The sequence below is a fragment of the Bradyrhizobium diazoefficiens genome, assembly GCF_016612535.1.
Lineage (GTDB): Bacteria > Pseudomonadota > Alphaproteobacteria > Rhizobiales > Xanthobacteraceae > Bradyrhizobium > Bradyrhizobium diazoefficiens_C.
The window spans coordinates 252,626-279,217 of the sequence record NZ_JAENXS010000001.1; the positions used below are offsets into that span (position 1 = coordinate 252,626).

Annotated in this window: 22 protein-coding genes and 1 other RNA gene; 2 read left to right on the plus strand and 21 right to left on the minus strand. The window is 65.5% G+C overall.

The window, feature by feature from the left end:
• Positions 1 to 11: 11 nt before the first annotated feature.
• From JJE66_RS01165 to rsmH, 18 genes are all read right to left on the minus strand, one after another.
• Positions 12 to 911 (minus strand): outer membrane protein assembly factor BamD, encoded by a 900-nt coding sequence (locus tag JJE66_RS01165; RefSeq protein ID WP_200512304.1) that lies wholly within the window; start codon positions 909 to 911, stop codon positions 12 to 14.
• Between the two features lie 244 nt (positions 912 to 1,155).
• Positions 1,156 to 2,118 (minus strand): UDP-3-O-acyl-N-acetylglucosamine deacetylase, encoded by a 963-nt coding sequence (lpxC, locus tag JJE66_RS01170; RefSeq protein ID WP_200512305.1) that lies wholly within the window; start codon positions 2,116 to 2,118, stop codon positions 1,156 to 1,158.
• A 362-nt stretch (positions 2,119 to 2,480) separates the two neighbouring features.
• Positions 2,481 to 4,265 (minus strand): cell division protein FtsZ, encoded by a 1,785-nt coding sequence (ftsZ, locus tag JJE66_RS01175; RefSeq protein WP_200512306.1) that lies wholly within the window; start codon positions 4,263 to 4,265, stop codon positions 2,481 to 2,483.
• Positions 4,266 to 4,352: 87 nt separating this feature from the next.
• Entirely contained in the window at positions 4,353 to 5,675 is a 1,323-nt protein-coding gene (gene ftsA / locus JJE66_RS01180; protein ID WP_200512307.1) for a cell division protein FtsA, read from the minus strand.
• Entirely contained in the window at positions 5,672 to 6,709 is a 1,038-nt protein-coding gene (locus JJE66_RS01185; protein WP_200512308.1) for a cell division protein FtsQ/DivIB, read from the minus strand. The genes ftsA and JJE66_RS01185 overlap by 4 nt, the downstream gene beginning before the upstream one ends.
• A gap of 348 nt (positions 6,710 to 7,057) precedes the next feature.
• A complete protein-coding gene (locus JJE66_RS01190; protein ID WP_200512309.1) occupies positions 7,058 to 8,044 on the minus strand; it encodes a D-alanine--D-alanine ligase in 987 nt (328 codons plus the stop codon).
• Positions 8,045 to 8,063: 19 nt separating this feature from the next.
• Positions 8,064 to 8,984, minus strand: a complete 921-nt coding sequence (gene murB, locus JJE66_RS01195) for a UDP-N-acetylmuramate dehydrogenase (protein WP_200512310.1) — start codon at positions 8,982 to 8,984, stop codon at positions 8,064 to 8,066.
• Between the two features lie 4 nt (positions 8,985 to 8,988).
• Positions 8,989 to 10,392, minus strand: a complete 1,404-nt coding sequence (gene murC, locus JJE66_RS01200) for a UDP-N-acetylmuramate--L-alanine ligase (RefSeq protein ID WP_200512311.1) — start codon at positions 10,390 to 10,392, stop codon at positions 8,989 to 8,991.
• A 123-nt stretch (positions 10,393 to 10,515) separates the two neighbouring features.
• Positions 10,516 to 11,616: an undecaprenyldiphospho-muramoylpentapeptide beta-N-acetylglucosaminyltransferase gene (murG, locus tag JJE66_RS01205; protein ID WP_200512312.1), complete on the minus strand. Its 1,101-nt coding sequence runs from the start codon at positions 11,614 to 11,616 to the stop codon at positions 10,516 to 10,518.
• A 169-nt stretch (positions 11,617 to 11,785) separates the two neighbouring features.
• The gene (gene ftsW, locus JJE66_RS01210) at positions 11,786 to 12,937 is read right to left on the minus strand and encodes a putative lipid II flippase FtsW (protein ID WP_200512313.1); all 1,152 of its coding nucleotides are present in this window, start codon (positions 12,935 to 12,937) and stop codon (positions 11,786 to 11,788) included.
• A gap of 225 nt (positions 12,938 to 13,162) precedes the next feature.
• A complete protein-coding gene (locus JJE66_RS01215; RefSeq protein ID WP_200512314.1) occupies positions 13,163 to 13,561 on the minus strand; it encodes a hypothetical protein in 399 nt (132 codons plus the stop codon).
• A gap of 2 nt (positions 13,562 to 13,563) precedes the next feature.
• On the minus strand, positions 13,564 to 14,964 hold the full coding sequence (gene murD / locus JJE66_RS01220) for a UDP-N-acetylmuramoyl-L-alanine--D-glutamate ligase (RefSeq protein ID WP_200512315.1): 1,401 nt from the start codon (positions 14,962 to 14,964) through the stop codon (positions 13,564 to 13,566).
• 7 nt (positions 14,965 to 14,971) lie between these two features.
• The gene (gene mraY / locus JJE66_RS01225) at positions 14,972 to 16,075 is read right to left on the minus strand and encodes a phospho-N-acetylmuramoyl-pentapeptide-transferase (protein ID WP_200512316.1); all 1,104 of its coding nucleotides are present in this window, start codon (positions 16,073 to 16,075) and stop codon (positions 14,972 to 14,974) included.
• A gap of 160 nt (positions 16,076 to 16,235) precedes the next feature.
• Positions 16,236 to 17,615, minus strand: a complete 1,380-nt coding sequence (murF, locus tag JJE66_RS01230) for a UDP-N-acetylmuramoyl-tripeptide--D-alanyl-D-alanine ligase (protein WP_200512317.1) — start codon at positions 17,613 to 17,615, stop codon at positions 16,236 to 16,238.
• The gene (locus JJE66_RS01235) at positions 17,612 to 19,069 is read right to left on the minus strand and encodes a UDP-N-acetylmuramoyl-L-alanyl-D-glutamate--2,6-diaminopimelate ligase (RefSeq protein WP_200512318.1); all 1,458 of its coding nucleotides are present in this window, start codon (positions 19,067 to 19,069) and stop codon (positions 17,612 to 17,614) included. The genes murF and JJE66_RS01235 overlap by 4 nt, the downstream gene beginning before the upstream one ends.
• 80 nt (positions 19,070 to 19,149) lie before the next feature.
• Positions 19,150 to 20,904 (minus strand): penicillin-binding protein 2, encoded by a 1,755-nt coding sequence (locus JJE66_RS01240; RefSeq protein ID WP_200512319.1) that lies wholly within the window; start codon positions 20,902 to 20,904, stop codon positions 19,150 to 19,152.
• A complete protein-coding gene (locus JJE66_RS01245) occupies positions 20,901 to 21,293 on the minus strand; it encodes a hypothetical protein (protein ID WP_200512320.1) in 393 nt (130 codons plus the stop codon). Before JJE66_RS01245 ends, JJE66_RS01240 begins: the two co-directional genes overlap by 4 nt.
• Positions 21,294 to 21,296: 3 nt before the next feature.
• Entirely contained in the window at positions 21,297 to 22,286 is a 990-nt protein-coding gene (rsmH, locus tag JJE66_RS01250; RefSeq protein ID WP_200512321.1) for a 16S rRNA (cytosine(1402)-N(4))-methyltransferase RsmH, read from the minus strand.
• Positions 22,287 to 22,794: 508 nt separating this feature from the next.
• On the opposite strand from rsmH, the gene JJE66_RS01255 reads away from it, so the two are divergent.
• Positions 22,795 to 23,577 carry an N-acetylmuramoyl-L-alanine amidase gene (locus tag JJE66_RS01255; RefSeq protein ID WP_246756025.1) on the plus strand — a complete coding sequence of 261 codons (783 nt, stop codon included), beginning with the start codon at positions 22,795 to 22,797 and terminating at the stop codon, positions 23,575 to 23,577.
• A gap of 5 nt (positions 23,578 to 23,582) precedes the next feature.
• On the opposite strand, the gene JJE66_RS01260 is transcribed toward JJE66_RS01255, so the two are convergent.
• Both JJE66_RS01260 and JJE66_RS01265 read right to left on the minus strand, forming a co-directional pair.
• Entirely contained in the window at positions 23,583 to 24,818 is a 1,236-nt protein-coding gene (locus tag JJE66_RS01260) for an RNA polymerase sigma factor (protein ID WP_200515240.1), read from the minus strand.
• Positions 24,818 to 25,171: a YciI family protein gene (locus tag JJE66_RS01265; RefSeq protein WP_200512323.1), complete on the minus strand. Its 354-nt coding sequence runs from the start codon at positions 25,169 to 25,171 to the stop codon at positions 24,818 to 24,820. The genes JJE66_RS01260 and JJE66_RS01265 overlap by 1 nt, the downstream gene beginning before the upstream one ends.
• 150 nt (positions 25,172 to 25,321) lie before the next feature.
• On the opposite strand from JJE66_RS01265, the gene rnpB reads away from it, so the two are divergent.
• Positions 25,322 to 25,753: RNase P RNA component class A (gene rnpB / locus JJE66_RS01270), an RNA gene on the plus strand.
• A 116-nt stretch (positions 25,754 to 25,869) separates the two neighbouring features.
• Here rnpB and JJE66_RS01275 read toward each other — a convergent pair.
• Positions 25,870 to 26,583, minus strand: a complete 714-nt coding sequence (locus tag JJE66_RS01275; RefSeq protein ID WP_200512324.1) for an alpha/beta fold hydrolase — start codon at positions 26,581 to 26,583, stop codon at positions 25,870 to 25,872.
• Positions 26,584 to 26,592 lie beyond the last annotated feature (9 nt).

A 26,592-nucleotide genomic window follows, 5' to 3' on the forward strand; every position in this document is an offset into this window, starting at 1 on the left:
CTAGCCGAGACCTAGAGGCCTATCTTCTTGAAGGCCCTGCTCATCCAGGACCCCTGATTCTCGCTCGGTTCGAGACCGCCGGATTTTACAAGATTATAGGCGTCCTTGTACCAGCGGCTGTCAGGAAAATTGTGCCCGAGCACGGCCGCCGCCGTCTGGGCCTCGCCGACGATGCCGATCGCCGTATAGGCCTCGGTGAGCCGATACAGCGCCTCCTCGACGTGGCGCGTGGTCTGGTACTGTGTGACCACGGCCTTGTAGCGGTTGATCGCGGCCGTATAGTCTTTCTTCTGCATGTAGTAGCGGCCGACGTTCATTTCCTTGCCGGCGAGTTGGTCGCGCGCGCCCTCGATCTTGGCCTTGGCGGAGGTCGCATATTCGGACGTCGGATATTTGCGCACCACCTCTTCCAGCGAGGCGATCGCCTTCTCGGTCCGGGCCTGGTCGCGGCTGACATCCGGGATCTGGTCGTAGTGCGAGGCGGCGATCAGATATTGCGCGTAGGCGGCGTCCGGGCTGCCGGGATGCAGGGTGACGTAGCGGGTCGCAGCGCCGATGCAACCGTCATAGTCACCGCCCTGGTAGGACGCGTAGGCCGACATCAGCAGCGATTTGCGCGCCCAATCGGAATAGGGATGCTGGCGGTCGACCTCTTCGAACTTCTTGTTCGCCGCCTTCATGTCCTTCTTTTCGTTCATGAGGAACAGGCCCTCATTGTAGATCTTGTCGGCGGGCTCCTCGACGAAGGTGTCGTCCTTGGCGGTGAACTTGTCCCAGAGCGCGCCGGTGCCGCAGCCGGCCAGCGGCAGCGCGAGCAGCAACAGGGTTGCCGCCTGGAGCAGCCGGCGGCTCCCGACCGGAGCCTTTGGCGAAACCAAGAGATATCCGCGCGTCATACGCTGTGCCGACATGAATTTAAGACCTGACGCCCTGTGATGCGGTGCCCGCCAGCCCATGATCCCCGTCACGGGCGCGAAATGTAATCGTGGTGCCTGCCATGCGACCACGTCGGTGTAACCGAAAAACGATCGTTAACCTACCGGATAGGCAGGCATTCCGCCCGGATTAAGGCGAACTTGCCGCAATCCCAGGGGATCATGGTTACCAAGAGTTTCCCGGAGAAAGCCGAGCAATTGCCCGCCGCAGCGGGGCTTTTCAGGACACGTCCGGCCCGTAGGCCGCGGCGATCCGGCCGCCAACGATGCCGCTGCCGACTTCGACCACGGGACGCGTGGTGCGGCGGGCCGCCTCGCCCTCGACCACCCGCCAGGCGGTACGGTCGGCGAGCAGCGCGGTCAGGACGGCGTGGTTCAGCTTGTGGCCGCCACGCACCGAGCGATAGGCGCCCAGCAGCGGCAGTCCGGCCAGCGCGAGATCGCCGATCACGTCCAGCACCTTGTGGCGAGCGCATTCGTCCGCGTAGCGCAGGCCCTCTGGATTGAGGAGCCGCTCTTCATCGAACACGATGGTGTTGTCGAAGGACGCACCGCGACCGTAGCCCGCGGCCCAGAGCCGCGCCTGATCGCACATCAGACCGAAGGTCCGGGCACGCGCGATATCACGGCGGAAGCGTTCCGGCACCAACTCGAACGCATAATTCTGCCGGCCGATCACGGGATTAGCGAAGTCGATCTCGATCTGGGCGCGGAAGCCATCGGCATAAGGCCGGATTTCGCCGAAGGAATCACCGATCGCGACCGAGATCGGCTTTAGAACCTGGATAAAGCGGCGCTGCGCCGACTGAGTTACGATACCGGCCTGATCAATCGCAGCAACAAAGGCCGCCGCACTGCCGTCCATGATCGGCACTTCCGCGCCATCGACCTCGATCGTGGCGTTGTCGACGCCCATGCCGCGCAAGGCTGCCAAGACGTGCTCGGCAGTCGAGACAAGCGGTCCCTCACTGTCGCCCAGCACGGTCGCCAGATCCGTCGCGACCACCTGCTCGGCGGTCGCCTGAATCTCACGGTCGCTTCCCTCAAGGCCGGTGCGGACAAAAATAAAACCTGCGTCGACAGGTGCAGGTCCAAGCGTGAGGGTGACGGGAAGACCGGAATGAACGCCGACGCCAGCCACAGTGGCTTGCGCACGAAGCGTTGTTTGCCGGCTAAATTTCATCAGGAACCGCCCCACTACGACCAACTGCGACTTATACTAGACCCGACTGATCGATCGAGATCGACCGTCCGAATCTCCGTATCCCCAAGTCACACCAAACCATAGTCACTGCCTCAAACAGCGCCAACTCACGCTTTTTTACCGATTGTTACCCCAAACCTGCCGTATTCGCGCCAAGGCTTAACCAAATTGCGCCGGCGTTCAGGGCCATTATCGGCAGCTTTACTGAAACACCCAACAGGTAATTAATGATTTAAAATCAGTTGCTTGAACGCGCAATCCGGATATACACGAGGCCAAGAGAAAGGTCCCGGCGAGCATCTCACCGGGACCTTTTTGCGTCCGCCCTATTGTAACAATCCTCAGGTCGCCTGCCGCCGCAGGAAGGCCGGGATATCAAGATGGTCGTCTCCCTGTGGCGCCGGCGCAACAGGTGCCGGGCGGCCGTGGGCGTCCAGCCCCTGCGGCGCGGGCCGGCGGGCATATTCCGACACCGGTTCGCTGGCTGCGATCTGCTGCGCCACGCTCCGCTGCGGCTTGCGCTCGGGCAGCGCCGGCATTGCGGGACCGGTGCTACGGGCGGCGATCGGCGCCTCGCTCTCCTCGTCGCGACGGCCGAGGCCGACATTGGCGAGGCGCTGCAGCAGCGACAGGCGGGTCTTTTGCGGAGTCTCGTCTTCCACCTCGCCACGGGCCTGACGAATCTCGGCCTGGGCCGGCATCGGCAGCTCCTCAAGGCGCGGCATCCGCGGCGCACGCGCCGGGGCGCGCTCGGCCTGCGGCGGGATGAAGGTTTCCGGCGTCATTGGCTCGTGCATGGCAAGCGGCGCCTGCTCGGGCTCCGGAAATAGCGTGGGCTTCTGCGCGATCGGGCGCACGGTGACGTCGCCATAGGTCTGCATCGGTGCGGGCGCCTGCGGAACTTCGGCAACGGCAGCCGCGATGGCCGCAAGGGCCGCACGCTCGACATTAGGACGCGGCGCGGCCGCTGCTGCGGCCGGGATCTGCGATTCCAGCTTCTGGGCGCGTTCGGCCATGCGCTGATTGTCGGCGCGGAGGCGCGCGGTCAGGTCGGCGAGACGGCTCTCGGCGGCAGCGGCCGGAGCCGCGGGCGCCTGCTGCACCTGCGGCGCGGCATTCGCGACCGGAGCGCTGGTGCCCTGGCTGTTGCGGGCGATCGCCGCCTGCTCGATGCCGGTGGCGACGACCGAGACGCGGATCAGACCGTCGAGCGCTTCGTCGAAGGTGGCGCCGACGATGATGTTGGCGTCCTGGTCGACTTCCTCGCGAATGCGGGTCGCGGCTTCGTCGACCTCGAACAGGGTCAAGTCCTTGCCGCCCGTGATCGAGATCAGCAGGCCCTTGGCACCCTTCATCGAGCTGTCGTCGATCAGCGGGTTGGCGATCGCGGCTTCAGCGGCGGTCAGCGCGCGCTTGTCGCCGGAGGCTTCGCCCGTGCCCATCATCGCCTTGCCCATTTCTCTCATCACCGCTCTCACGTCGGCGAAGTCGAGGTTGATCAGGCCTTCCTTGACCATCAGGTCGGTGATGCAGGCGACGCCCGAATAGAGCACCTGGTCGGCCATCGCGAAGGCGTCGGCGAAGGTGGTCTTCTCGTTGGCAACCCGGAACAGGTTCTGGTTCGGGATGATCAGGAGCGTATCGACGACCTTGTGCAGTTCGTTGATGCCGGCCTCCGCAGTGCGCATCCGGCGCCCGCCCTCGAAGTGGAACGGCTTGGTGACGACGCCGACGGTGAGGATCCCCATCTCGCGCGCGATCTTGGCGATCACCGGGGCTGCACCGGTGCCGGTGCCGCCGCCCATGCCTGCGGTGACGAACACCATGTTGGCGCCGGAGAGATGGTCGCGAAGTTCGTCCATCACCTCTTCGGCCGCGGCCGCGCCGACGACCGGCTGCGAGCCTGCGCCCAGGCCTTGCGTCGCCGCCGTGCCCATCTGCACGATGCGCTGCGCCTTCGACATCGTCAGCGCCTGCGCATCGGTGTTGGCGACCACGAAGTCGACGCCCTGGAGGCCGGCCGTGATCATGTTGTTGACGGCGTTGCCGCCGGCACCGCCGACGCCGAATACGGTGATCCGGGGCTTCAGTTCGTGAATATCAGGAACATTGATGCTGATGGTCATGTTTGCCTCTCGATCACGCGCGCGTGGGTTCGCCCCGGCCGACGGCCGCGGGAGTTGGTGAAAGTCGGGAATTGCGGAGAAGAGTCATCAGAAGCCCTCGCGTAGCCATCGTCCGACCTTTCCGAAATAACCGCCGGTCCCTGTCTTGACCTGCTGCCGCGTATGCCGCGGTTCGACATGTTCGTGGTGAACATATTGCGGGTAGACGAGAAGTCCGGCCGGCACCGCGAACGCGGCGTTCTTCGCCTCGTTGGGCAGCCGGCCGAAACCGAGCGGACGTCCGACCCGCACGGGCCGGCCGAGAATCTGGGTTCCTAGCTCGACGAGGCCGGTGAGCTGCGAGGCGCCGCCCGAGAGCACGACGCGGCCCTTGGGCTCTGCCGCGAAGGGCGAATCCTTCAGCTTGTCCCGAACCATTTCGAAGACTTCCTCGGCACGGTGCTTGACGATGTTGGCGATGGTGGCGCGCGAAACGATCTGCGGCAGATCCTGCTCGTCACCGGCCGTCGGTACAGACATCAGCTCACGCGAGTCCGATCCGCCGGTGAGGACCGTGCCGTATAACGTCTTGATTCGCTCGGCATCGGCAATGGTCGCCGAGAGTCCGCGCGCGAGATCCATCGTGATGTGTTGCCCGCCGACCGCAAATCCGGCCGCGTGCACGAAGCGGCCGCCGGAAAAGACCGCGATCGTGGTGGTACCCGCGCCCATCTCGACCACGGCGGCACCAAGATCGGCCTCGTCATCGGTCAGCACCGACAGGCCGGCCACATAGGGGCTCGCCGCCATGGCTTCGACGTTGAGATGGCAGCGTTCCACCGCCAGCATCAGATTCCGCGCCACGGTGGCGTCGCAGGTGACGACGTTCATATCGACGCCAAATTGATGCGCGACCATGCCGCGAGGATCGCGAATGCCCTTGACGCCGTCGAGCGTGTAGCCGACCGGCAGCGCATGCAGCACGGTGCGGCCCTCGCCGGTGGCGTGGCGCATTCCGGTGGAGGTGACGCGGCTGACATCGGCCGGCGTGACCGCGCCGCCGCGGATATCGGCGGCAGCCTCGACCAGCTGGCCCGCAAGACGACCGCCGGAGACCGACAGCAGCACGGACTCGACCCGGACCTTGGCCATTTTCTCGGCAAGCCCTACGGCCTGGCGCACCGCCTGCTCGCATTCGGCGAGGTCGACCACCGCGCCGGCCTTCATGCCGCGCGACTGGATCTGGCTGTAGCCGATCAGCTCGACCGCATGGGTGCGGTCGCGCAGGGCTTCGCTTGGCGCCGACGGCTTCAGCCGCGCGATCATGCAGGCGATCTTGCTGGTGCCGATATCGAGACAGGCGACGAGGCCGCCGCGCTTGTGCGGCATCGGGCGCATCTTCGGCGTCTGGGTGCGATCAAGACCGGTCATGCGGCGTCCCCGGCCTTCTTTTTCTTCTTGTCCTTGAACAGGTCCTCGCGCGCCTTGGCGGCGTCGTCGGACAGCTGCACCACCAGACGATCGGGCAGGCGCATGTCGACCGCGACGATGTCCTTCGAGAACAGCCTGTCGTCCTTGTCGAGCTTGGAGAGGGCGGCGAGCGCGTTGCCGACGTCCTGCTCGGGCAGGCGGACGTCGAGGCCGTCCTTCAGCCTCAAATTCCAGCGCCGCTCACCGACGAAGATCGCGGCCTTGGTCGCCGAGTTCACCTGCGGATAGCGCGCGAGCAGCGCGAGGAAGTCGCGGGCCTGCGTGTCGGCGCCCTTGCCGACCACGAGCGGCAGCGACAGGAACCGGCGCGAGACATAGGGTTCGAGCAGTGCGCCGTCGTCGGCGATGACGGAGAGCCGGCCGGCCTCCTGCCACAGCGCGAACGCCTTGCGCTCGGTGATCTCGATCATGAGCTGGCCCGGATAGAGCTTCAGCACGGTCGCATCCGCGATCCAGGGATTGGCCTTGAGCTTGTCGCGGACGCCGTCGGCATCGAGGAACAACAGCGAGGAGCGGCCGCTGACGCCGCCGACCGCGAGGATCTCGTCCTGGCTGAGCTGCTTGCGGCCGTTGATCACGACGGAGGTGATGCGGAAGCCAGCCGAATTGGCCATCGCATTGCGCGCGTCGCTGACGGCGGTGATGAAATCCTGGAGATGGCCGCCCTTGACGATGCCGAGGCCACAGCTGCCGATCAGCAGCAGCACCGTCATGCTGATTCCGACCCGGCGCGGCAGATAGCGCTCGACCAGCGCGACGATGCGCGGCGGCGGCTCGCGCTCGACGAGGGCCTTGGCCTTGATCTTCTTGATCTTGTCCTTGGCGGCGGCGCGCGTCTCGTGAAGTCCTTCCCGGCGCCTGTCCTGCACCCACTCGCGCAGAAGCACGACCGCTCCGATAGCGGCCGCCTTCAGGTCAGCTTGGGGCCTCAGCGATCTCAAAAACGACCGGGTGAGGCTTCCTGCACCATCCATTGCACGAGCTCGTCAACAGTTTGCCCGCGACTTCGCGCGGGTCCTGGCGAACATGACGTCTCGGACGTGCCGGGCCGGGTAATGGTCTTCGGTAGAAGAAACCGCTCCCCTTCAAAGCGTTCGCCGATCGGGGACAATCCGAAACGGCTCACGCGCCGGCAGCCAAAACGCCATATGCGCCGCCAGCGTTAACCTTCGGACGTCCTGGTAAACAAAAGGTAAAGTTCGTTAACGCGGGATGCTTTTTGCGCAGGCTGGTGAGGCAGTTATGCCACGATGTCCGGTATTTTACCGGTTTTGGCCACCAAATCGGCCGTTTCCGCCGGTTCAGCCGTTAACCAATCCTAACTATTTCCGCACCTGCCGCGCGGCCAGCTCGATCAGGCCGTGGAGGAAGTCCACGAACGCGATGCCTTCGGCTTTCAGCGCCTTGGGGTAGAGCGAGGACTTGGTCAGCCCGGGCAGCGTGTTGGTTTCGAGATAGATCAGCCCCTTCGCCGAGACGATGAAGTCGGAGCGGGAATAACCGGTGCAGGACATCGCCCGATGCGCCAGCATCGCCTGCGTCTTGAGCGCGGCGGTGACCTCGGCGGTGAAGCGGCCGGGGCAGATCTCCTGGGTTGTCGACAGCAGATATTTTGCGGCGTAGTCGAAATTGCCCTCGCCCGGAATGATCTCGATCGGCGGCAATGAGATGAGCGACCCGTCCGGCCGCTCCAGCACGCCGCAGGTCGCCTCCACGCCGGCGATGTAGGGCTCGATCACGTACTCCTCGTGCTTTGCAGCATTGCGGACGGCGACAAGATCCTGCTTGGCGTTGACGAAGATCAGGCCATAGCTCGAGCCGTCGCGCGCCGGCTTTGCGATCAGCCGTCCGTATTCGGCGAAGGCGTCGTCGATGTCGTCGAGCGCGATGCCCAGGGGCGGCGTCACGCCACCGAGCGCGGCAAAGCGCTTGGCCGCGATCTTGTCGAAGGCGAGATGCGAGGAGGCCGAGCCGGAGCCGGTGAACGGCACGCCGCGCGTCTCGCACATCACCTGCAATTCGCCGTTCTCGGCGCATCCGCCATGCAGGCTCAGCACGAGGACGCGGTCTTCCGCCTTGGCCTGGTCGAGCGCCTGCGCGAGCGGAATGCCTGATGTGCCCGGCTTGAACTCATCCTCGAACGGACGGGCATGTTCGAGCAGCTGCCTGGACTGCACGACGTGCACCTTGTCCTCGACGTCCCACCACCAGAGATCGGCCTCAGGCAACGCCTGATGCAGCGCCTGGGCTGAGGCGACGGAAACCAGACGCTCGCGGTTGGAGCCGCCGAAGAGGATGGTGGTGCGCATGTTCTCTCGTCGCCTCAGGTTAGTCGGGAATTCCAATCCGCTTGATTTCCCAGTGTAGCTCAATTCCGGAATTTGCCTTCACACGTTCGCGCACCGTCTCGCCTAGTGTCTCGATGTCGTGCGCGGTGGCATCGCCCGTGTTGATCAGGAAATTGCAGTGCATCTCCGAGACCTCAGCGCCGCCGACGCGCAAGCCGCGACAGCCGGCAGCGTCAACCAGCTTCCAGGCGGAATGGCCCGGCGGATTCTTGAAGGTCGAGCCACCGGTCTTTTCGCGGATCGGCTGCGCCGTCTCGCGATGGGCCTGCACCTCCGCCATGCGCGCGCGGATCGCCTCCGCATCCCTGATCTCGCCGCGAAAGCGCGCGGACGTGAAGATGATGGAGGGATCCACGCCACTGTTGCGGTAGACGAATTTCATGTCGGCGTTAGAGAGGGCGTGCTTGGTGCCGTCGCGCCCGACGCCGCGCGCTTCGATCAGCACGTCCTTGGTCTCGCCGCCATTGGCGCCCGCATTCATGCGCAGCGCACCGCCGATGGTGCCGGGAATGCCGAAATAGAATTCGAGCCCGCCGATATTGGCACTCGCCGCCACTTCCGCCACGCGCTTGTCGAGCACGGCCGCACCGGCGGTGACGATATCGCCGCTCGCGGCTGCCTCGCCGAAAGCGCGCGGCGCAAGCCGGATCACGACGCCCGCAATGCCGCCGTCACGCACGATGAGGTTGGAGCCGACGCCGACGACATAGACGGGAATGTCGCTGGCGAGATGCGCGAGAAAATAGGCGAGATCATCCTCATCCGCCGGCGTGAACAGCACCTGCGCCGGGCCGCCGACGCGAAACCAGGTGAGTTCGGCGAGCGACTGCTTGGCGAGCAGCCGGCCACGAAGTTGCGGCATCGCGGCCTTGAGTTCGGGCGTGATATCGGGGAAGCCCACTGCCCTACCCCAGCGCCTTCAATTGGTCCGGCAGCGCATACGCCCATTGCGTGATGTTGCCGGCGCCGAGACACACGACGAGATCGCCGGAGTTCGCGAGTCCCTTGACGATGCCCGCAAGCTCGGCGGCTGCCGGCAACGGGATCACCTCACGATGGCCGTGCGCGCGCAGGCCGGCGACGAAATGATCGCGGTCGATGCCGTCGATCGGTGCTTCGCCTGCGGCATAGACGTCGGCGACAACAACCGCATCGGCGTCGTTGAAGCAGGTGCAGAATTCCTCGAACAGCGATTGCAGGCGGGTGTAGCGATGCGGCTGCACCACGGCGACGATCTTGCCGTTGGTGGATTCCCGCGCCGCCTTCAGCACGGCTGCGATCTCGACCGGGTGATGGCCGTAATCGTCGATCACGGTGATACCGTTCCACTCGCCGGTCTTGGTGAAGCGGCGCTTGACGCCGCCGAAGCCTGCGATCGCCTTGCGGATCGCATCGTCCGACACGCCGAGCTCGCGCGCGACAGCGATCGCGGCCGTGGCGTTGGACGCGTTGTGACGGCCCGGCATCGGCAGCATGAGATCGGCGATCTCATGCAAAGCGCCGGTTTTCCGATCACGGAACGCGACCTTGAACTTCGAGCCGCCCCCCATCGGGGTCAGGTCGACGAACCGCACATCCGCCTGCGGATTCTCGCCATAGGTGATGATGCGGCGATCCTCGATCTTGCCGACGAGGGTCTGCACCACGGGATGATCGATGCACATCACGGCAAAGCCGTAGAACGGCAGGTTCTCGACGAAATGGCGGAAGGCGTCCTGCACGGCCTCGAAGGTCTTGAAGTGGTCGAGATGCTCGGGATCGACATTGGTGACGATCGCGACCTCGGTCGGCAATTTCAAAAACGTGCCATCGCTCTCGTCGGCTTCCACCACCATCCAGTCGCCTGCGCCGAGACGCGCATTGGAGCCGTAGGCATTGATGATGCCGCCGTTGATCACGGTCGGATCGAGCCCGCCGGCATCGAGCAGGGTTGCGACCATCGTGGTCGTCGTGGTCTTGCCATGGGTGCCGGCGATCGCGACGCAGCTCTTCAGCCGCATCAGTTCGGCCAGCATCTCGGCGCGACGCACCACGGGAATGCGCCGCTCGCGCGCCGCCATCAATTCCGGATTGTCGCGCTTGATCGCGCTCGACACCACGACGACGTCGGCCCCGTCGACATTCTCCGCCTTGTGACCGACCGAGACTTTTGCGCCCTTCTTGCGCAGGCGGTCGAGATTGTAGTTGTCGGAGGCATCCGAGCCCTGCACGGCATAGCCGAGATTGACCAGCACCTCGGCGATACCGCTCATGCCGATCCCGCCGATCCCGACGAAGTGGATGGGTCCGATCTCGCGCGGCAGTCTCATGCTCTGTTCCCTGACCTCGCCGCCTTGCGCAGGCGGCTCTGGCAAAGGTCACGGCCAAATCAGCCGCGCACCTTTCCTACTGGATGCCCCGCTTTAGAAGGCGAAGACAAGGGCTTTTTCGCGTCAGATTCCCGCGACTTTGACCACCAGATCGGCCAGCCGCTCGGCCGCATCGAGCCGGCCTGCCCCTTTCGCCGCGGCAGCCATGGCGGCAAGGCGCGCCGGCTCGGCGGCGAAGGCGGAGATTTCGGCGGCCAGCCGGTCCGAGGTGAACTCGGTCTGCGGGATGCGGATCGCGCCATTGACCTTGACCAGCACGCCGGCATTGGCGAACTGGTCCTGGTCGATCGCGCCCGGCAGCGGCACCAGGATCGAGGGCCGGCCGATCGCGGCGAGCTCGGCCACGGTGCCGGCGCCGGAGCGCGACACCACCAGATGGTTGGATGCGAGCCGCGCCGGCAAATCGGTAAAGAACGGCGCGAGCTCGGCATTGATCTTGAGCTTATCGTAGACCGCGCGCACGCGCGCCATGTCCTCGTCGCGCACTTGCTGGGTGAGGATCAGCCGGCCCCACAGTGCGGGCTCGAGCCGCTCGATCGCGCCCGGCACGATGTCGGCCATGATACGCGCGCCCTGGCTGCCGCCGACGACGAGCAGGCGGAGCGGGCCGTTCGCTTCGGGTGCGGCATATTGTACGCCGGCAGCGGCAAGGATCGCCGGCCGCATCGGCGTGCCGACCGTCGTGGTCTTGCCTGATAGCGCTGGATCACGGTCGAGCACGCCGGGCAACGACGTTGCGATGGCGCGGACGCGGCTCGACAGGAAACGGTTGGCGCGGCCGAGCACCGCATTGGCGTCGTGGATGATGCCGGGCACGCCCGCGAATTTTGCCGCCACCAATGGCGGCAGTGTCGGATAGCCGCCGAAGCCGATTACGGCAGCGGGCTTCAATCGCCTGATCAGGCTGTAAGCGGACAGTGTGCCGGTGGCGAGCGTGAGGCCGGCATAAGCGAGCTGCAACGGATTGCGGCCGCGCGCGGTCTCGCTCGCGACGACGTCGATCATGTCCTTGGTGAACAACCCGCTGTAACGCAGCGCGCGCTCATCGGTGACGAGGCGCACCCGAAAGCCGCGCCGGATCAGCTCGACGCCCAGCGCCTCAGCCGGAAACAGATGGCCGCCGGTGCCGCCTGCGGCGAGAAGAATCAGGGGGGAGCTGTCCATAACCGCCCTTTTACAAGGCCTTTGTCGTCATTGCGAGCCGGGTGCTCGTGCCCCGGGCGCAGCGCAGCGCGCCGCATCTTCGCGGCATGGTGCGTTGCTGAACCGGGGCCATGCTTGCGGCAGTCTGGGTCCCGGATCTGCGCTTCGCTTGTCCGGGACACGAGAGCGGTCACGCGTAGCTGCGCATCGCCTCGGCGTGGCCGCTGGCCTCGACCTCGGTACGCGGGCGCAGCCGCGTCAGGGCCAGCATCATGCCGACGCCATAGGAGAGCGACACGATCGAGGAGCCGCCGTAGGAAATGAACGGCAGCGTCATGCCCTTGGCTGGGATGAGTTGGAGATTGACCGACATGTTGATCGCCGCCTGCACGCCGAACAGGATCGCCAGCCCAGAGGCCGCGAAGCGCGAGAACATGTCCTCGTTGGCATAGGCGCGCGACAGCGCGCGCATGACGACGAAGGCAAACAGCGCCAGCATGGCGAGGCACAGGATGATGCCGAACTCTTCGGCAGCGACTGCGAACACGAAGTCGGTGTGGCTGTCCGGCAGGCTGCGCTTGGCGATGCCCTCGCCCGGCCCGAGCCCGAACCAGCCGCCATTGTAGAAGGCCTCCATCGCGGTATCGACCTGGAAGGTGTCGCCTGAGCCCGGGTTCATGAAGCGCGTGATGCGTCCAGCCACGTGGGGAACGAAGAGATAGGCGCTGAACAGGCCGGCCGCACCGATGCCGGCGAGGCCGAATACCCAGATCATGCGCATGCCCGCGATGAAGAACAGCGAGCCCCACACCATCAGGATCAGCATGGTCTGGCCGAAGTCCGGCTCCATCACCAGCAGCGAGACCAGCATCAACAGCAACACCAGCGCCATCGAGGTCGCCGGCATCTCCGGCCGCTTGGTCGATTCCGCAAACAGCCAGGCGGCAATGACGACGAACGAAGGCTTCGCGACTTCAGAGGCCTGGATGTTCACCCCGAGCAACGTGATCCAGCGCCGTGAGCCCTTGACCTCCGGGCCGACGGCGAGCGTCACCACGATCAGGATGATGCTGACCGCGAAGATGATCAGCGCGGAGCGCCTGATAGCGCGCGGCGACAGGAAGGAGACACCGAGCAGCACCATGAAGGACGGCGCCAGGAACATCACGTGGCGGCTGAAGAAATGGAACGGATCGAGCCCGATGCGGGTCGCGACGGACGGGCTCGCCGCCAGCGACAGGATGACGCCGGTCAGCATCAGCAAGAGGATCGCGCCGAACAGCGGCTTGTCGACGGTCCACCACCACTCGGAAAAGGGGGTGCGTTCTTCACGGGAGAGCATGGGCGGCCGCTTTCGGACAGAGGTCGGTCCATTGGTCGCCGAGGTTGGTTACCGGGAGGTTAAGGGACCGTTCAAGTTTTGAAGAAGTCCCGTGCCCCGGACGCAGCGCAGCGCGCCGCTTCTTCACGGTGTGGTGCGCTGCAGAGCCTGGGCCCATTGCGGCTTCTTGGTCCCGGCTCTGCGGAGCGTCACTTCGTGCCGCACCGCGTCAGGGACACGAGAGCCTTATTCGTAGTTGATCGTGACATCCCCCGCGTGCTGATCGCGCTTGTAGATCTGGTCTGCCCCGGGAATGAAACCGATCCTGACCGCCCGCTCGCTACTCCAGACGACGACGACATCAAGATGCCCGCGCACGCTGACAAAGGTCGGCGTGCTCTCCGGCGAGAACGTCCGACCGCGCGCCACGATGCTGGCTTGCGTACTGTCGGGCACCGTCGTTCCGCAGGTCTTCCAGACCACGACAACCAACTTGCTGCCGCTTGGGGAGGCAAACAACTTCTGGCGAACCACACGACACCCGCCGAATTCCTGCATGACGCTGTCAATGAGGACAACACAGAGGAAACCGATGGGAACAGCGAGAGCAGCGACGGCAATTGCAATCCAGCGCCGCCGCGACATCCTCACACCACCGGCCTCACACCCGGCAGCGCCTGAACCAGCTCGCGGAACTTGGCGCCGCGGATTTCGAAGTTGCGGTACTGATCGAACGATGCGCATGCGGGCGACAGCAATACGACGGCGTCGGTGATCCCCGAAGCTTCTGCATCACGCGCGGCGTTGGCGACCGCGACGTCGAGCGTCTGGCTGATTTCGTGCGCGACCTGCGTGCCCAGCGTTTCCGAAAACTCCGGCGCGGCCTCGCCGATCAGAAAGGCTTTACGGATGCGCGGGAAGTAATCGGTCAGGCCGGTGATGCCGCCCGCCTTCGGCTTGCCGCCGGCGATCCAGAAGATATTGGCAAAGGACGACAGCGCATGCGCAGTGGCGTCGGCGTTGGTGCCTTTGGAGTCGTTGACGAACAGCACGTTGCCGCGGCGACCGACCTGCTCCATGCGGTGGGCAAGGCCCGGAAAACTGCGCAGGCCGTTCTGCAGCACATCAAGACTGATGCCCATTGCGAGGGCGGCGGCGGCAGCGCAGGCCGCGTTTTGCGCGTTGTGCAAGCCGCGCAGCGAGCCGATACCGCCAAGCGTGGCGATCTCGCTGCGGGCGCCGCCCGCGGTGCGCACGATGGTGCCGTGCTCGACGTGAATGCCTGAAGCCAGCGGATTCCTGACGGAGATGCGCACCACATTCTTGCCGGCGCGGTCGAGCCGGTCGGCGATGTCGCGGCAATAGCCGTCATCGACACCGACGATCGAAGTGCCGCCTGCCTGCACGCCGGCGACCAGCCGCTCCTTCACCGCGGCGTAATGCGCGATCGTGCCATGACGGTCGATGTGATCCTCGCTGACATTGAGCAGAATGCCGACGGAGGGATCGAGCGACGGCGTGAGGTCGATCTGGTAGGACGACATCTCGATGACGTGGACGCGGCCCATGCCCGGCGGCTCCAGCGACAGGATCGCGGTGCCGATATTACCGCCCATCTGGGTGTCGTAGCCGGCCACCTTGGTCAGATGCGCGATCAGCGCCGTCGTGGTCGACTTGCCGTTGGTGCCGGTGATGGCGACGAACGGCGCATCCGGCGCGTGCCGCCGGCGCTCGCGGCAGAACAGCTCGATGTCGCCGATGACCTCGCAGCCCGCCTCGCGCGCCTTCAACACGCTCCAGTGCGGCACCGGATGGGTCAGCGGCACGCCGGGCGCGAGCACCAGCGCCGCGAATTTCGACCAGGAGACGTTGCGCAAATCGGCGGTGACGAAGCCGGCCTGCGCCGCCTTAGCGACATTCTCGGCATTGTCGTCGGCGGCGATGACCTCGGCGCCGCCAGCCTTCAAGGCGTGGCAAGACGCGAGCCCGGAGCCGCCGAGGCCGAACACCGCGACCGTCCTGCCGGCGAAGGAGGTCACCGGGATCATCGATCGATCACCGCAGCTTCAAGGTCGACAGGCCGGCGAGCGCCAGCATCACCGAGATGATCCAGAACCGGATCACGATCTGCGGCTCGGTCCAGCCGAGTTGCTCGAAATGGTGGTGGATCGGCGCCATCCGGAAGATGCGCTTGCCCGTGAGCTTGAACGACACCACTTGCACGATGACGGAGACCGCCTCCAGCACGAAGAGGCCGCCGATCACCGCGAGCACGATCTCGTGCTTCACCGCCACCGCGATCGAACCCAGCATGCCGCCGAGCGCGAGCGAGCCGGTGTCGCCCATGAAGATCGAAGCTGGTGGGGCATTGAACCAGAGAAAACCGAGACCGGCGCCGAGCAGCGCGCCGCAGAGCACCGCCAGCTCGCCGGTGCCCGCGACATATTTGATCTGGAGATAGTCGGCGAACACCAAATTGCCAGCGAGATAGGCGATCATGGCGAAGCTCGCGGTGGCGATCATCACCGGCACGATGGCCAGGCCGTCGAGGCCGTCTGTGAGGTTCACCGCATTGCCGGCGCCGACGATGACGAACGCACCGAAGAAAACGAAGAACCAGCCGAAATGCAGCACGGTATCCTTCAGGAAGGGTATCGTCAGCGCGGTCGACGCGGGATCGCGGTTCAGCCGTACCAGCGCATAGCAGGCGACCAGCGCGATCAGCCCCTCGATCAGCAGGCGCAGCCTGCCGCCGAACCCGCTCGTGGTCTGCTTTGTCACCTTGAGGTAGTCGTCATAGAAGCCGACGAAGCCGAAGCCGAGCGTCACCGCGAGCACGATCCAGACATAGGGATTGAGCGGATTGCACCACAGCACCGTGCCAACCGTGAGGCCGGACAGGATCATCAGCCCGCCCATGGTGGGCGTGCCCTTCTTGGCAAGATGCGATTGCGGGCCGTCGGTCCGGATCGGCTGGCCCTTGCCCTGGCGGATGCGCAGATGATCGATGATCCAAGGCCCGAACAGGAACACGAACAGCGCGCCGGTGACGATGGCGCCGCCGGTGCGGAACGTGATGTAGCGGAAGACGTTCAGGACGGTGCGGATTGCACCGAAGCTCGGAAATGTGTTGGAGAACTCGATCAGCCAGTAAAACATTCAGACGGTCCTATGGCGCCTTTCGCAGGCGGCCTTTTTTAGACGCAGATTCTGCCTCACGCCCATTCGCTGGTTTTCATCATGGGTCGGGCACCTCAAAGAATCCGGACGGCGGCGCGCCGCAAAGGGTGGGATTCGGGAACAGCGCCTTCCAAGCAGTTTACGCCTTTGCCTGCAAGGCGGCCACTAGGCCCGGCACAAACTTGTTGACCCAGAACATCTTCTTGCTGCCCTTGACAACCACGACATCGCCTGCCTTCAGCAAGCCCGCGACCTCGCCCGGTTTCAGCGTGGCGGGATCGTCGTGCCAGCCGAGCCCTTTGCCGGCGGGCAACAGGTCATAGAGGTGGCGCATCAAGGGGCCGACGCAGTAGATGCCGTCGATGCCGTCGAGTTGCGTGGCGAGGCCGGTGTGATAGCCGGGTGCGTCATCGCCCAATTCCAGCATGTCGCCGAGCACCGCAATGCGGCGGCCGCCGGTCATGTTGCGCGCCTGCAGGCTTTGCAGCGCAGCAGCGACGCTCGCCGGATTGCCGTTGAAGCTGTCGTCGATCACGGTGACACCGCCGACCGCCTGCTCGACGCCGCGGCCGCTCATGATGCCGACACGGTCGAGCTTGATCGCGAGCGTCGCGGCATCGAGCTTGGCGGCATGGATCGAGGCCAGCGCGGCGAGCGCATTCTGCACGCGGTGCGGCGCGCCCGGCGTCAGGCTGAAGGCGATCTCCTTCTTGCCGATCGCGGCTACGACCTGCCAGCTCTCGCCATGCGGGGCGTGCGCAACCTCGTGCACCTCGGCCTTCTCGCCGAAGCGCACCACCTTGCCCTTCCAGTCGGGCGCCTTGATCCCGGCCGGCAGCACCAGCACGCCATCCGACGGCAGGCCGAGCGCGATCGACACCTTCTCGCGGCGGATCGCGTCGAGCGAGCCGAGTTTTTCCAGATGCACGGGCTGGACGTTGACGACGAGCGCGACCGTCGGCCGCGTCAGTTCGCCGAGCCGCGCGATCTCGCCAGTCTGGTTCATGCCCATCTCGACGACCCAGAGGCTGGCGTCGGGCCGGGCATTGCACAGCGTCAGCGGCACGCCCCAGAAATTGTTGAAGCTCGAGGGGCTCGCATAGGCTTGCGGATAAGCCGCCAGGAACTCCTTGGTGCTGGTCTTGCCGGCGCTGCCGGTGAGGCCGATCACCGGCCCGTTGAACCGCGCGCGTGCGGCACGCGCGAGGCCCCAGAGGCCGTCGATCAGCGTGTCCTTCACGACGATCTGCGGTATACGAACGCCCGCAATCTCGTGCGGCACGATCATCGCGACCGCGCCGGAGGCTTCCGCCTTGTCGGCGAACTCCCAGCCGTCGCGCCCGCTGGCGAAGGCCGAAACGAACCCGCCGGTCGGCGTGCCGGATAGCGCAACGAAGAGACTGCCCGGCTTCACCAAGCGGCTGTCCTGGGTGACGAAGTCGATGGCGGTGTCCGGGAATGATCCGGCCGCGCCCAGCGCACGCGCCACCTCGGCAACCGTCCACAATGGCGCGCTCATGCGACCCTCGATGCTAATGCGGCGGCAACCGCCTCGTGATCACTGAACGGCAGGACCTCGCTGCCGACGATTTGCCCGGTCTCGTGGCCCTTGCCGGCAACGAGCAGCGCATCGCCATCTTCGAGTTCCTCGATCGCGGCACGGATCGCGGCGGCACGATCGCCGATTTCGCGGGCGCCCTTGGCGGTCGCGAGGATCGCGGCGCGAATGGCTTCCGGCTTCTCGCTGCGCGGATTGTCGTCGGTGATGATGACGCGATCGGCATTCTCGGCCGCGATCTCGCCCATGATCGGACGCTTGCCGGCATCGCGATCGCCGCCGGCGCCGAACACGACGACCAGCCTGCGCTTCGCGTAAGGCCGCAACGCTTGCAGCGCCTTTGCCAGCGCATCGGGCTTGTGCGCGTAGTCGACGAAGATCGGCGCGCCGTTGCGCTCGCCGACGCGCTCGAGACGGCCCTTGGCGCCTTCGAGATGTTCGAGGCTCGCAAAGACTTTTGCCGCATCGCTGCCGGTGCCGATCGCAAGGCCGGCCGAGACCAGCGCGTTCTCGATCTGGAATTCGCCGACCAGCGGCAGGTGGACCGCATGACGCTTGCCGCGATGTTCGAGTGCGAGCTTTTGCGAGAACCCTTCGACCACGGCCTCAGTGAGACGGATGCCCTCGCCTGCCCCATCGCCGTGACGACCGACCGCCATCACGCGCAGGCCGCGCGTCTTCGCCGCGTCGATCGCCTCCGCCGAGCAATCATGATCGGCCGAGATCACCGCAGCACCACCCGGCGGCACCAGATCGCGGAACAGCCTGAGTTTTGCCGCGAGATAATGCGCGACGGTCGGATGGTAATCCATGTGGTCGCGCGAGAGGTTGGTGAAGCCGCCGGCGGAGACGCGCACGCCGTCGAGGCGATATTGATCCAGACCATGCGACGATGCCTCGAACGCAAGATGCGTCACACCCTCGCGCGCGATCTCGTCGAGCTGCCGGTGCAGCGCGATCGGATCCGGCGTCGTCAGCGAGCCGTAGACGGTGCGTTTCGGCGAGACGAGGCCGATAGTGCCGATGCTGGCGGAGGCATGCCCCAGCCGCTCCCAGATCTGGCGCGTGAACGCGGCCACTGACGTCTTGCCGCTGGTTCCGGTTACCGCCGCGATCGTCGCAGGCTGCGCCGGGAAATATTTCGCGGCAGCCAGCGCCAGCGCGCGGCGCGGATTGGCAACAGCGACGAACGGCACCTTGCAGCCATCGGGCGCATGATCGCCGACCACCGCCACCGCGCCGGCCGCGATCGCAGCATCGATGAAGCGCGCGCCGTCGGTCTTGCTGCCGGCGAGGGCAAAGAAGAGATCGCCCGGCCTGACCACGCGGCTGTCGAGCGCAACACCGCTCACATCGAGCGCCGCGACAGCGGGCTCGATTGCGACGTCATTGCCTAGAAGATCGCGCAGCTTCATGGTCGTCCAGTCGCCGTGCCGGAAAGCCGAATCCGGAGGCAAATCCCCGACTCAGCAGCGGCTGCGGCCTCCCCGATTGATTACTGGGTTGTCCTGGATGCTGCAAGAATAAGGCGGTCCGCAGGCGGCAGGTCGAAGCGCGGCTCGATGCCGAGCAGCGGCCCGATCCGGCTAATGACGTTGCCTGCGGTCGGAACGGCGTTCCAGCCCGACGTGATGAAGCCGTAGGTTTCCTTGAGCGGCTGCGGCTCGTCGAGCATGATCAGGAGCTGGTAGCGCGGCTTGTCCGCGGGGATGATGGCGGTGAACGCGGTCAGCACCTTCTTCTTGGCATAGCGGCCGTTGACCACCTTTTCGGCAGTGCCGGTCTTGCCACCGATATAGTAACCGGGAACGTTGGCCCTCTTGGCGGTGCCGATCTCGGCATTCAGCCGCATCAGGAAGCGCATCTTGTCCGAGGTCTCGGGCTTGATGACGCGCTTGGCGATCGCCCGCGCCTCCTCTTCGGAGCGCTTGAGGAACGTCGGGGGAATCAGAAGCCCGCCGTTCGCAAGCGCGCTGACGCCCATCACGGCTTGCAACGGAGCGACCGCAATGCCGTGGCCAAATGCGATGGTGATGGTGTTCAGCTCGCTCCAGCGCCGCGGCAGGATCGGCGAGGCGCTCTCCGGCAACTCGGTCCGCAGCCGATCGAGCTGCCCCATTTTGCGCAGGAACGCCTTGTGCGCTTCCACCCCCTGCGACAGCGCAATCCGCGCCGCGCCGACGTTGGAGGAGAAGGTGAACACCTCTTTCATGTTGAGGAAGCGGCCCTTCGGCTCGTCGTCATGGATCGCGAACTTGCCGTAGTGCAGCGGCCCGCGCGCATCCCACAGCGAGTCGAGGCCGTACTTGCCGGTGTCGAGCGCCATCGCCAGCGTGAAGGCCTTGAAGGTCGAGCCCATCTCGTAGACGCCGGTGGTCAGGCGGTTGATGCGATCGGGGTCGTGGGCTTCCTTCGGGTTGTTCGGATCGAAATCCGGCACCGAGACCATCGCGATGATTTCGCCAGTGTTGACGTTGGTGACAAGTCCGGAAGCCGCCTTGCTGTGGAACTTCTCCTTGGCCTTGAGCAGCTCGTCGCGCAGCGCGTGCTCGACGCGCAAATCGACCGAGAGCTCGACCGGCTTTTGCAGGCGGTCGGTGGCAAAGCCCGCACGGTGGAGATCGGCGAGCCCTTGATTGTCGAGCCACTTCTCCATGCCGGCGATGCCCTGGTTGTCGATATTGACCAGACCGATGAGGTGGGCGACCTCGTTGCCGGTCGGGTAGACGCGCTTGTTCTCGCGCAGGAAGCCGATGCCGGGAAGGCCGAGCTTGTGGATGTCCTGCTGCTGCTTCGCCGTGATCTCGCGCTTCAGCCAGACGAAACCCTTGCGCGACGACAGGCGCTCGCGCACCTCGGCTTCGTCGAGGTCGGGCACGGTCGCGGTCAGAAGCTCGATCGCCTCGTCCTTGTCGATGATGCGGCGGGGCTCGCCGAACATGCTGGCCGCCTTGACGTCGGTCGCAAGGATCGCGCCGTTACGATCGACGATGTCGGGCCGCGCAGTCGCGACCACCTCCTGCGAAGCGGCGCGCCGCGCGCCATGAGCGTCGGCACCAATCGCGAACATCACGAGCCGGCCGCCGATCATCGCATAGACCGCGGCGAAGGCGAGCATCGCCAGCCCAACGCGCGCGCGCGCCTTCGCGGCGCGATCGACATTGCGTCCGTAAAGCAGGCTGCGGATCAGACGCTGCCGCCAAGGCTCAGTCGGCTTTTCAATTGGCTTGGCCGGAGGCGTACCGCTCATTGCTTGTCCTCGGGCTGAGGCACGGAGCCCGTCACGCTATCCGGATCACTCGCGGCTTCGATGGTGTTGATCATGGACCCGATCGGATCGGGCTCGCCCGGCCTGAACATCCGCGGCGGACGGTCCGGCAGGTTCTTCAGTGAATCATACTGCGTGGCGTTGATCGGCTTGAGCGGCAGATGCCGCTCGGCGAGGCCCTGCAGGCGCAGGGGCGCATCGAGCTTGGCCCATTCGGAGCGCAGCTGCGCGATCGCGTCGCGCTGCTCGCGGATCTCTGCGTGCAGCCGCAGCACCTTCTCGGTGCGAGCGGTGGAGTCCATCTTGATCCGGTAGACATAGGCGGCTGCGAAAACGAGCGCGCCGATGACGAGCAGGTGGATGATGCGCATGCGCTAGCCACCCCTCATGACGTCGGAGAGTCTTGGCCAGGACGACGGCTCGGCATCGTCGTGCGCGGGCGCCGAGGTGCGCTCGGCGGCGCGCAGTTTTGCCGATCGGGCACGCGGATTATGCGCAAGCTCCGCCTCCCCGGCGATCACGGGCCGCCGCGTCAGGAGCTGGAAGCTCGGCGCACCTTGCGCCACCTCCGGCAGATGCCGCGAGCCGCCGCCGGTCTTGGAACGCTCGGAGAGGAAATTCTTGACGATACGGTCTTCCAGCGAATGGAACGAGACCACCACCAGGCGGCCGCCGGGCTTGAGCACGCGCTCGGCCGCCGCGAGCGCGGTCTGGAGCTCCTCGAGCTCTTCGTTGACGAAGATGCGCAGGGCCTGGAACGTCCGCGTCGCCGGATGAATATCTCCGGGCTTTGAACGAACGACCCTGCCGACGAGATCAGCGAGCGCGCGCGTCGTCGTGAACGGCGTCTCCTGCCGGTCCGCTACAATGGCGCGGGCGACACGGCGCGAATGGCGCTCCTCGCCGAAGAGATAGATGATGTCGGCGAGATCGCCTTCCGAGGCGCGCGCGACGACATCGGCCGCGGTCGGCCCCGTCTGTCCCATCCGCATGTCGAGCGGGCCATCGAGGCGGAAGGAGAAGCCGCGGCCAGCCTGATCGAGCTGCATCGAGGAGACGCCGACGTCCATCACGACGCCATCGACCGCATCGATACCTTGCGCGGCGCAGACCTCGGCCAGATTCGAGAAGCGGTCTTCGACCAGCGTCAGGCGGCCCGCAGCGCTGTCGACCAGCTCGGCGCCGCCGGCGATCGCCGTGCGGTCGCGATCGATCGCGATCACACGGGTTCCCGGCACGTCGAGAATCGCGCGGCTATAGCCGCCGGCGCCGAAGGTGGCATCGACATAGACGGCACCCTCGCCCGGCGCGAGATGATCGATTGCCTCGCGGCCGAGCACAGGAATGTGAGACGTGGAGCTCATGCGCCGCGCCTGCCGAACACACAGCTGAAATTGGCGGCGAGCCAGCCCATCACGCCTCGAATAATTCCGCGTCGCGGCGGTTCCACGACCCAACCCCTGTCCAGCACGGTTGCCGAGCCCGGTCGTCCCAGGCTGCAAACCCGGTGTTCCCAGTGGAATTTGTCGGGCAGCCATCGGATTTCGAGCCAAAAACGCTTTTGGCCGCCTCAGGGCGCGGGTCGGCTCTTCACCCTCAGTAACGGCCCTTAGCGTTAAGAAAGCGTTGATCGGCTCCTTACAAGTCGAAAACGTCATTGGGCGGTGATGCGTCATCCACACACTGAGCCCAAAATGCGCCCGTTAACCGCGTCGCGCGATTGCGCGGACCGGACGGTAAAGAAATAGTAAAGAGAAGGGCTTGGCCCACTCTCCTGTCCGACTTGAGCTGCTTATGTCGTCCGGTTCCACGCCATCCGGCACTGATTCGAAGCGTCAGCGCGTTCTCCCGGTTCCCAAGGCCGCGGCGAACATGCGGACATTCGAGCCGGATTCGTCGATCGTCTCCGACATCATCCCCTCGCCCAATCATGGCGAGCGCAACAAGGGACGGCAGCCCGACATGATCGTGCTGCACTACACCGGCATGCCCGATGTCGAGGGCGCGCTGGCGCGGCTGTGCACGGCGGGCACCGAAGTGTCGGCCCACTATGTCGTGCTGGAGGACGGCCGCATCGTGCAATGCGTGCCGGAGGCCAGGCGCGCCTGGCACGCCGGCGTCTCGTCCTGGGCTGGCGAGGACGACATCAACTCCTGCTCGATCGGGATCGAGATCATCAATCGCGGGCACGATTGGGGCTATCCGGAATATCCGCTGCGCCAGATCGCCGCCGTGATCGCGCTCTGTCGCGGCATCATGCTCCGCCGCAAGGTGGCGCCGCAACGGGTGCTCGGTCATTCCGACGTCGCGCCCGCGCGCAAGAAGGATCCTGGCGAAAAATTTCCCTGGCATTCGCTGGCCAATTCCGGCGTCGGTCACTGGGTGACGCCCGCGCCGATCGTGCGCGCCGAAACCCTGATGCTCGGCACTATCAGCGACGAGGTGCTGAGCCTTCAGCAGGCACTGGCACGCTATGGCTATGGGGTGCCGCTGACCGGCAAATACGACGCATCGACGATGGAAGTCGTCACCGCCTTCCAGCGCCACTTCCGTCCGGCGCGCCTGGACGGCGTCGCCGATCACTCGACGCTGTCAACCTTGCAGGCGCTGCTGGCGAGCCTGCCGGCGGATGGGACCGCTGTCGCGTCGACGTGACGGCGCTAGTTGTCCATCTCCCTCACCCGCCGCGCATATAGCCGTCGCAACGGCTCGAGCTGCGTCGCCTCTGTCGCAGCAGCATAGGCCTCGTGCGCTTCCTGCTTCCGCTCCAGCCGTCGCAGCAAATCCGCGCGGACGGCCGGCAACAGCGCGTAGCCATCGAGCCCGCCGCGCGCAGCGATCGCGTCCACCAGATCGAGCGCGCGCGCAGGCCCATCGACCATCGAAACTGCGGCGGCGTGGTTGAGCTCGATCACCGGCGACGGATTGATGCGCAGCAGGACTTCGTAAAGCCCGGCGATCTGCGGCCAGTCGGTTTCCTCAAAGTTCGGCGCGCGGGCATGCAGCGCGGCAATTGCGGCCTGCACCGCATAGGGCTGCGGCCGGCCCGGCACGCGCAGCGCGTCATCGACGAGACGCAAGCCTTCCGCGATCTGCGCGCGATCCCAGAGCGAGCGGTCCTGCTCTTCCAGCAGCACGATGTCGCCGGCCGTGGTCTCGCGCCCGGCGCGGCGCGCATCGTGCAGCAACATCAGCGCCAGCAGGCCCTTGATCGCGGCGCGATCGGGCATCAGCCGATCGAGCAGGCGGCCGAGCCTGATTGCCTCGACCGCGAGATCGGGCCGCATCAGGTCCGCGCCTGAGGTTGCGACATAGCCTTCGGTGAAGACGAGGTAGATCACGGCGAGCACGCCGTCGAGCCGCGGCGCCAGCGCGTCGCGCTCGGGCACTTCATAGGGAATGCCGGCAAGCCTGATCTTCTGCTTGGCGCGCACAAGCCGTTGCCCCATCGCATCCTCACTGACGAGGAATGCGCGTGCGACCTGCGCGGTCGAGAGGCCGCAGACGGTGCGCAGCGTCAGCGCGACCTGGACTTCGGGCGCGAACGCAGGATGACAGCAGGTGAAGATCAGCCGCAGCATGTCGTCGTCGAGCATCGCCGGCGGCTCATCAAATGCCTGCGCATTCGACTCGAGCTCGTGCACGAGCGCCTGCTGCTTGCCGCGAAAGGCCGCTTGCCGCCTGATGCGGTCGATCGCCTTGTTGCGGCCGACATTGACGAGCCAGGCGCGCGGGTTGTCCGGCAGCTCGCACGCCGACCAGCGTTCGAGCGCAACCGCGAACGCATCCTGGAGCGCATCCTCGGCCAGATCGAAATCACCGACGAGGCGGATCAGGGTGGCCAGCGCCCGCCCCGCCTCGTCGCGGAAGATCTTGTCGATGTGAGCGGGCGAGATCACTTGTCGTAGATCATCACCGGCCGGACTTCGATCGATCCCTCCTTGGCGTGGGGAATCCGCGCAGCCAGCGCGATGGCGGTGTCGAGATTCTTGGCCTCGACCAGATAATAGCCGCCGAGCTGCTCGCGGGTCTCAGCGAACGGACCATCGGTCGTCAGGGTCTTGCCGTCGCGCACGCGCACGGTGGTCGCCGTCGTGGTCGGCTGAAGCCCGTCGCCGGCCTTGAAATGGCCGCTCTGGACGATGGACTGCGTGTAAGTGCCGTACTCCGCCGACATCGCCTGACGGTCTGCGGGGGTCATCTTGCTCAATTCCGCTTCGTTCCGGTAGATCAGCAACAGATACTGCATCGCTCAACTCCTGTTGTTCGGCTGGATCGCCGGCATCCAGTCGAACGGGGGGCGCGCCCGACGACATGTTCAGGATAAATTATTTACGCTGCCGCGTGCGCGGCGATCTTTGCTTGACGAAACCGTCATAAATGCCCATTGCCTAGGCCGTCAGTCGGCCGGACGGCCGCTCCGGCAGGTGCCGAAAGGCCGTCGGAGAGGAAAGTCCGGGCTCCCTTGACATACGGTGCCGGATAACGTCCGGCGGGGGCAACCCTAGGGAAAGTGCCACAGAGAACGAACCGCCCGCCGTCGCTGCGCAAGCAGCGTAGGCGGGTAAGGGTGAAAAGGTGCGGTAAGAGCGCACCGCGGGTCCGGCAACGGAGCCGGCATGGTAAACCCCACCGGGAGCAAAACCGAATAGGGACGGCAAATGCGGGCCGATCGCGCAAGCGATAACGCCGCGGGGCGATGTCAGGCCCGCCGTCCGGGTAGGTTGCTCGAGGCCATGTGCAAACATGGTCCCAGAGGAATGGCCGTCACGTATCGTTTGCGCAAGCGGACGGTGCCTTACAGAACCCGGCTTACAGGCCGGCTGATATTCTAAAGCGTTTTCGAGCGAAGTGGTTTTCCGGTTCGCATGAAGAAAACGCGTGTTACTAGAAGTGACGAGGGGTTCGATGCCAACGCATCGGACCCCTCACCATTTCGGGGCGTGGTCAGGCGACGATCTTCTCCAACACGCCCATCAACGCCTCCGGCGCGGTCACGTTCGGCGCATGGCTCGCGTCGAGCTCGAAATAGCGCCAGCCCTCCTCGCTCTTCGCGCGCTTCGCGAACTGCCCGAACACGTCGCCCGGCGGAATGCCTTTGCAATAAATGTAGCTGCGCGGCATGGCCGGCTCGCCGTGCTGGAGCTTCAGCTTGGTCTGGAAACATTTGATCGGCATGTTGATGCGGCGCGCGTTGAGCCAATCGAGATCGGCCTGCGGGGTATCCGGCGGCGGCGGGTTCGGCGGAATGCGATAGCCGTCGCCCGAGGCTGCCGCCTTGCGCCTCGGCTCGCGCCCGTCTTCATTGAAGTCGAACAGCGACTGGCCGTCGCGCGGCACGAAGGCGTCAAGATAGATCAGTTGTGTCACCCGATCACGTGCGCGATCGGCAACGCCGGTCGCGACCATGCCGCCATAGCTGTGGCCGAGCAGCACGATGTCGCTGAGATCCTCGAATGTGATGACGTTGAGGATGTCCTGGATGTGCGTCTCGAGATCAATCGCGGGACTGGCGAGATGGGCGCGTTCGCCGAGCCCGGTGTAGGTCGGTGCCACCAGGCGGTGGCCGGCCTGCGCCATCAGCGGATGCATCTTCTTCCAGGCCCATCCGCCGGACCACGCGCCGTGACAGAGCAGGAAGGTTTTTGCGCGTGAGACCATCGGCGTTTC

What these genes read in the sequence shown, in the direction of transcription:
- JJE66_RS01255 (WP_246756025.1), top strand. Translation starts at nt 22,795, where the DNA reads ATGCGGACATTCGAGCCGGATTCGTCGATCGTCTCCGACATCATCCCC.
- murF (WP_200512317.1), bottom strand. Translation starts at nt 17,615, where the DNA reads ATGAGCGCGCCATTGTGGACGGTTGCCGAGGTGGCGCGTGCGCTGGGC.
- murC (WP_200512311.1), bottom strand. Translation starts at nt 10,392, where the DNA reads ATGAGACTGCCGCGCGAGATCGGACCCATCCACTTCGTCGGGATCGGC.
- lpxC (WP_200512305.1), bottom strand. Translation starts at nt 2,118, where the DNA reads ATGAAATTTAGCCGGCAAACAACGCTTCGTGCGCAAGCCACTGTGGCT.
- murD (WP_200512315.1), bottom strand. Translation starts at nt 14,964, where the DNA reads ATGATCCCGGTGACCTCCTTCGCCGGCAGGACGGTCGCGGTGTTCGGC.
- JJE66_RS01265 (WP_200512323.1), bottom strand. Translation starts at nt 25,171, where the DNA reads ATGCAGTATCTGTTGCTGATCTACCGGAACGAAGCGGAATTGAGCAAG.
- JJE66_RS01275 (WP_200512324.1), bottom strand. Translation starts at nt 26,583, where the DNA reads ATGGTCTCACGCGCAAAAACCTTCCTGCTCTGTCACGGCGCGTGGTCC.
- ftsZ (WP_200512306.1), bottom strand. Translation starts at nt 4,265, where the DNA reads ATGACCATCAGCATCAATGTTCCTGATATTCACGAACTGAAGCCCCGG.
- mraY (WP_200512316.1), bottom strand. Translation starts at nt 16,075, where the DNA reads ATGTTTTACTGGCTGATCGAGTTCTCCAACACATTTCCGAGCTTCGGT.
- JJE66_RS01185 (WP_200512308.1), bottom strand. Translation starts at nt 6,709, where the DNA reads ATGGATGGTGCAGGAAGCCTCACCCGGTCGTTTTTGAGATCGCTGAGG.
- JJE66_RS01190 (WP_200512309.1), bottom strand. Translation starts at nt 8,044, where the DNA reads ATGCGCACCACCATCCTCTTCGGCGGCTCCAACCGCGAGCGTCTGGTT.
- rsmH (WP_200512321.1), bottom strand. Translation starts at nt 22,286, where the DNA reads ATGAGCTCCACGTCTCACATTCCTGTGCTCGGCCGCGAGGCAATCGAT.
- JJE66_RS01215 (WP_200512314.1), bottom strand. Translation starts at nt 13,561, where the DNA reads ATGTCGCGGCGGCGCTGGATTGCAATTGCCGTCGCTGCTCTCGCTGTT.
- JJE66_RS01235 (WP_200512318.1), bottom strand. Translation starts at nt 19,069, where the DNA reads ATGAAGCTGCGCGATCTTCTAGGCAATGACGTCGCAATCGAGCCCGCT.
- JJE66_RS01165 (WP_200512304.1), bottom strand. Translation starts at nt 911, where the DNA reads ATGTCGGCACAGCGTATGACGCGCGGATATCTCTTGGTTTCGCCAAAG.
- ftsA (WP_200512307.1), bottom strand. Translation starts at nt 5,675, where the DNA reads ATGACCGGTCTTGATCGCACCCAGACGCCGAAGATGCGCCCGATGCCG.
- JJE66_RS01240 (WP_200512319.1), bottom strand. Translation starts at nt 20,904, where the DNA reads ATGAGCGGTACGCCTCCGGCCAAGCCAATTGAAAAGCCGACTGAGCCT.
- JJE66_RS01245 (WP_200512320.1), bottom strand. Translation starts at nt 21,293, where the DNA reads ATGCGCATCATCCACCTGCTCGTCATCGGCGCGCTCGTTTTCGCAGCC.
- ftsW (WP_200512313.1), bottom strand. Translation starts at nt 12,937, where the DNA reads ATGCTCTCCCGTGAAGAACGCACCCCCTTTTCCGAGTGGTGGTGGACC.
- murG (WP_200512312.1), bottom strand. Translation starts at nt 11,616, where the DNA reads ATGGACAGCTCCCCCCTGATTCTTCTCGCCGCAGGCGGCACCGGCGGC.